The sequence below is a fragment of the Planktosalinus sp. genome (assembly GCF_059864935.1).
In genome coordinates this window covers 1-5463 of record NZ_JCBCCK010000114.1, presented here as the reverse complement: position 1 = coordinate 5463, position 5463 = coordinate 1, and the positions used below count along the sequence as shown (strand labels likewise).

2 protein-coding genes are annotated in these 5463 nt (G+C 39.7%); both read right to left on the bottom strand.

The genetic code is table 11. The features are described 5' to 3' along the window. On the bottom strand, positions 1-2150 hold a 2150-nt coding region (locus tag AC6F75_RS04960), incomplete at its 3' end, for a PKD domain-containing protein (protein WP_500713839.1). Positions 2151-2697: 547 nt separating this feature from the next. After that, the gene (gene lon / locus AC6F75_RS04955) at positions 2698-5148 is read right to left on the bottom strand and encodes an endopeptidase La (protein ID WP_500713838.1); all 2451 of its coding nucleotides are present in this window, start codon (positions 5146-5148) and stop codon (positions 2698-2700) included. Positions 5149-5463 lie beyond the last annotated feature (315 nt).

The window sequence follows — 5463 nt, the reverse complement described above, 5'->3', positions numbered from 1 at the left end:
GTTAGGGGTGGTTGCCCATCTCCTAAATCTAAGGTTATGTTACCGGTACCTATCGTTGGTGTTCCGGAAAAAGTGAGGCTAAAAACCTCACCCGCACATAATTGTGTGGGAGGTGTCCAGTTGATGGTTGGGGATTCGATGAGTTCTACTTCAAATTGATCAACAACAAACCATTCAGTACATTTCCTGATTTCGAGTTTCACATGACCTGTTGTTACATTGTTGGCAATTTCATTCCACATTATCGTAATTTCAGGGGAATCCTGACCTTGGACAATACTCCCGAAATTTGGTGGATCAATGCTCCAGATGTATTGGTCACCATCCAGTTCATCCACCCTAAAGGAAGTTTCGGTACTGGTACAATAGATGTGTGTGTTAATAGTTGTGCCACTTGTGGGATCAAAAGGTTCAATGTCTGTTTGCACGTTCACCGGGGTAATCGGGTGTGAAGTTAGCCATAGGGATTGGCAACGTGGACTGGATTTTCTTTTATAACTGATGGAAACAGTGTATGGACCGGCAGGGTTGTCATCAAAAATAGCCTCAATCAGGAAGTCATTACCCGGACCATTTAATGACCCATTTGCGACTTCCCATACTATATGATACTCAGTAGGGTCCAAATAGGGACCTGTATTTTGAAATAAAATTTCATAAACCACATCAGGACACACTTCTTCAGGAAGGTGAAATATGCCTTGTGGCGTTGGGGGGAAGTCGTATACAGTGAAAATAAACCCGCTACTGTCGCATCTGTTTGGGCCGTTTGCAATTATTATGTATTGACCCGGATCTAAAAGTGAATAATTAAAATCAATATCAACAACAATGTCCACCACCTCGTTATCTTCATTGATCAATGTCCATATGGTATTGGGGTCTGGTTCAGCAGTTTCAAAGGTAAAACTTTCACCGGCACATACAGCAACAGGCCCCGTTATAGTATGAGGTGCATCATTTATCGTGATTTCTTTTTCTGCCATCCCGTTACAATTTTTAAGCGTATTGAAATATATCGCCCGTAATGTATAAACCCCATGAGGCACCCCAATGGGTGAGACAAGAACTTCGTTTAACTGTTGAACAAATATTAGATACTGAGTGTAATCAACTCCACTTGCATCGGTAAGTGACCAATTATATTCAGTAGCTGGCCATTGTGGCAGGGTGTATCTAGATTGTTTACCATTACAAATGGTATCATCACCGCTAATATGGCCCTTCTCTTTTACTACCGGAACTTTCACCACTGAAGGAACAGGGCACACATCACAACCCAACAATTCCAATGTTACCCATCCAAAGCCGGAATCATCTACCCTATCCCAAAGTACTTCCACTACCGGACTGTTTTCAGTATTGTTCTGAATCGTACCCCCTTCAACAGACCAGTAAAACTCGCATTCAGAATTTGCCGTATAGGTTTCCACCGCATTTTCACATGTGACTGTTGGGCAGCTAATCTCAACTGGCTCACCCCATTCCTCAATTCTAATTTCTATTGTATATGTGTTCATACAATAGCATTCATTTCTAACTGTAAGTTGTACTTCATATACTCCCGGAGTATCATATCTGTGTGAGGGTTCAAATTCATTTGAAGTATTGCCATCACCAAAATCCCAGTGATGACTGATGATTTGACCGCCCGGATTGGGAGTTGAAGTATTTACAAAAAAGATTTCCTGATTTAGGCAATAAATCAATTCTTCAGATGGGGGTTTTATTGAAAATTCAGCATTTGGTAAATCAATCACATCTACACAAATTCCAAATTCATAAATTAGATTACCATCGTTAATCACTACATAGACACCGGCCGGAGGATCTAGAATGTCCCAGGACACCCATATGCTATCATAGTCGGGTTGATTTGTGATTTCACCACCAATGACAGTCCAGGTGATAACCCAATCAGGTTCAACCCCTGTTAACCAAAAAAATGATTCAGAACCAAGACAAACCTGGATACAAGGAAGATCATCGAGTTCTTCAATATGAAAAGAAGCCTCGCCCCCATAAATGGAACAGGCATTTTCATTTGTCCAACCTAAACTTATCGGCGGAGCAGTTTGGGCAGAAATTTCATTAAAAACAGATGAAAAGAATAACAGAGCAGTAACAACTAAAGTATAAAAATGTCTCATGATTGGTTGTTTTAAGTAGGTTAATACAATTTTAATTGAGGACTTTTAAATCTTATTATATGTGGGATATAGATTAATTTCAGTTTTTGGTATTAAGTCATATATTAAACACGGCTAAGGGATTATACTATAATGTTTTAAAGTAAATGAGAATTATACATATAAATTTTAGACTTTTAAAATCTAACAAAAGGTTTAAGTTAAAATCACATATTGATTATTTTGCGATTTTTAAAGAAAAGATTTTTTTAAAAAAATGCAAATAAAATCTTAAAGATAAACTAAATTTAACATAATGCCCTTTGCACACGCTAACTTAAATAATTCATTTACAGCACTTATACCTGAAGTCTTTAAAAAGCTCAAACAAAAAAAAATGAAAGGATAGGAGGTATAAATCGGGTATGCCGTCAAAAAAACCAAATAGTTTTATTTGTCTGTCTGTAGATAAACCAGAAATTCCCCGATGGTCTCCGCCCAACTTTAAGGGGCAAACTACTGGGGTTATCGAATATTAAAAAAATCTATTTAAAATGTGACAGTTAGCCTATAGTTTTTTTGCATGCTTCACTTTTTCATTGGTCAATGCCATTTCAATCACCTCTTTCATATCTTTTACATAGTGAAAAGTCAGTCCTTTCAAATAGTCTTCCTTGATTTCGTCTATATCCCTTTTGTTTTCTTCACAGAGGATGATTTCCTTGATGCGGGCGCGTTTGGCCGCCAGGATTTTTTCTTTGATACCACCCACGGGCAATACTTTTCCACGTAAAGTGATTTCGCCGGTCATTGCAAGGCTTTTCTTTACTTTACGCTGTGTAAACAAAGATACCAAAGAGGTCAGCATTGTGATCCCGGCACTGGGTCCGTCTTTTGGAGTAGCACCTTCAGGCACGTGAATGTGTACATTGTACTTCTCAAAGATATCCGGGTCGAGCGAAAGTTCATCTGCATTTGATTTGATAAACTCCATGGCAATGGTAGCCGACTCTTTCATTACTTTTCCAAGGTTTCCGGTGATGGTGAGGTTACCTTTTCCTTTGGATAAAGTGGATTCAATAAACAAGATATCACCTCCCACCTGTGTCCAGGCCAGTCCGGTTACCACTCCTGCCACGTCGTTGTTTTCATATTTGTCGCGTTCCATTTTGGGGGCACCCAAAACTTTGATGATGTCATTGTTGGAAACACTCACGCTGTACTCCTCTTCCATTGCAATATTCATTGCGGCATAACGCACCATTTTGGCAATCTGTTTTTCCAAACCACGCACACCGGATTCACGGGTGTAGCCTTCCACAATTTTTTCTAATTGTGGCTTGGCAATTTTAAGATCTTTGGCAGTTAAACCATGTTCTTTCAATTGCTTGGGCAGTAAATGCCGCTTGGCAATTTCAACCTTTTCTTCAATGGTGTATCCGGTCACATTGATGATTTCCATACGGTCAAGAAGTGCCGGCTGAATGGTACTCAGGCTGTTTGCCGTGGCAACAAACATGATTTTGGAAAGGTCATAGCCCACTTCCAAAAAGTTATCGTGAAAATCATTGTTCTGCTCAGGGTCAAGCACTTCAAGCAAAGCAGAAGAAGGATCTCCCTGATTGCCCAACGAAAGTTTGTCTATCTCGTCAAGCACAAAAACAGGGTTGCTGGTTTCGGCTTTTTTTACACTCTGAACAATCCTGCCGGGCATAGCACCTATATAGGTTTTTCTGTGCCCGCGAATTTCCGATTCATCGCGCAAACCACCCAATGAAACCCGCACATAACTTCTTCCCAAGGCTTCAGCGATTGATTTACCCAACGAGGTCTTACCCACTCCCGGAGGTCCGTAAAGACAAAGGATGGGCGACTTCATATCGTTGCGCAGTTTTAATACCGCTAAATATTCAATGATGCGTTTTTTTACATCATCGAGGCCATAATGGTCACGGTCTAAAATGCGTTTGGCGCGTTTCAAATCAAATTTGTCTTTGGAAAAATGATTCCACGGCAGGTCGAGAAACAAATCCAGATAGTTGCGCTGAATGGAATATTCAGCCACCTGAGGGTTCATACGTTGCATCTTGGCCAATTCTTTTTCAAAATGCTTGGCAACCTCTGCTGACCATTTTTTCTTTTTGGCCCGCAAGCTCATTTCATCGAGTTCTTCTTCATGAGAAACACCGCCCAACTCTTCCTGTATGGTTTTCATTTGCTGGTGAAGAAAATACTCTCGCTGTTGCTGGTCAAGGTCATAACGCACTTTGGACTGAATGTCGTTTTTGAGCGCCAGTTTTTGCAATTCGACATTCATATATTTTAAGGTCTCCATCGCGCGTTCTTCCAGTGAATTGATTTCAAGAAGCTTTTGCTTTTCCTCTACACTGATGCTGAGGTTTGAAGAAACAAAATTGATTAAAAACGAGTTGCTTTCTATATTTTTAATGGCAAAGGAAGCCTCTGAAGGAATGTTCGGGCTTTCTTCAATGATTTGAAACGCCAGGTCTTTGACCGATTCAATGATGGCTTTAAACTCTTTGTTGTTTTTTGCCGGACGTGCTTCTTCCACCGGTTTGATTTTGGCTTTAAAGTAAGGTTCGGTATTGGTGTATTCATCAATGGTAAAACGCTTTTTACCCTGAAGGATAACCGTTACGTTGCCATCGGGCATTTTGAGCACCCTAAGTATTCGGGCTACTGTACCAAGGGTATTGATGTCTTTGGTTTCCGGTTCTTCTGTTGACTCAGATTTTTGTGAAACAACACCAATGACTTTTGAATGCCTGTTGGCATCGTTGATCAGTTTTATGGATTTGTCCCTGCCAGCGGTAATGGGAATCACTACTCCGGGAAAGAGTACGGTATTTCGAAGTGGCAAAATAGCCAGCTCATCAGGCAAGGTTTCTTTATTGATGGCATCCTCGTCTTCGGGAGTCATTAAAGGAATCAATTCCGCATCTTCATTCAGTTCCTGAAATGACAAACTGTCTAAATCGATTATTTTTGAATTTGACATAGTGCTATTTTATGGTCATAGTGTCATACAACACTTGAGCAATTTTTAGGTTAAAATAATAATTTAAAAGATACTGCCAGGCTAAACCACTAATCTTCAGCATTTCTCCAACAAATATCTGTCATTAAAAGGCAATAGTTATGCCAGCTGAAAATTTATTTTTTAAAATTTAAATCAAAAGTGTAACAATTTGGGTTTTAAACTATCTTTAATACAAACTAACGTTTTTTTTGACACTAACCGAAAAACATATTGATGATTTAGTCGTGCTCTGTTTGAAAGGCAACAGCCTGGCGCAAATGGAAGTGTACAACC

Coding starts and splice junctions, on each gene's coding strand:
- lon (WP_500713838.1), bottom strand. CDS start 5,148: ATGTCAAATTCAAAAATAATCGATTTAGACAGTTTGTCATTTCAGGAA.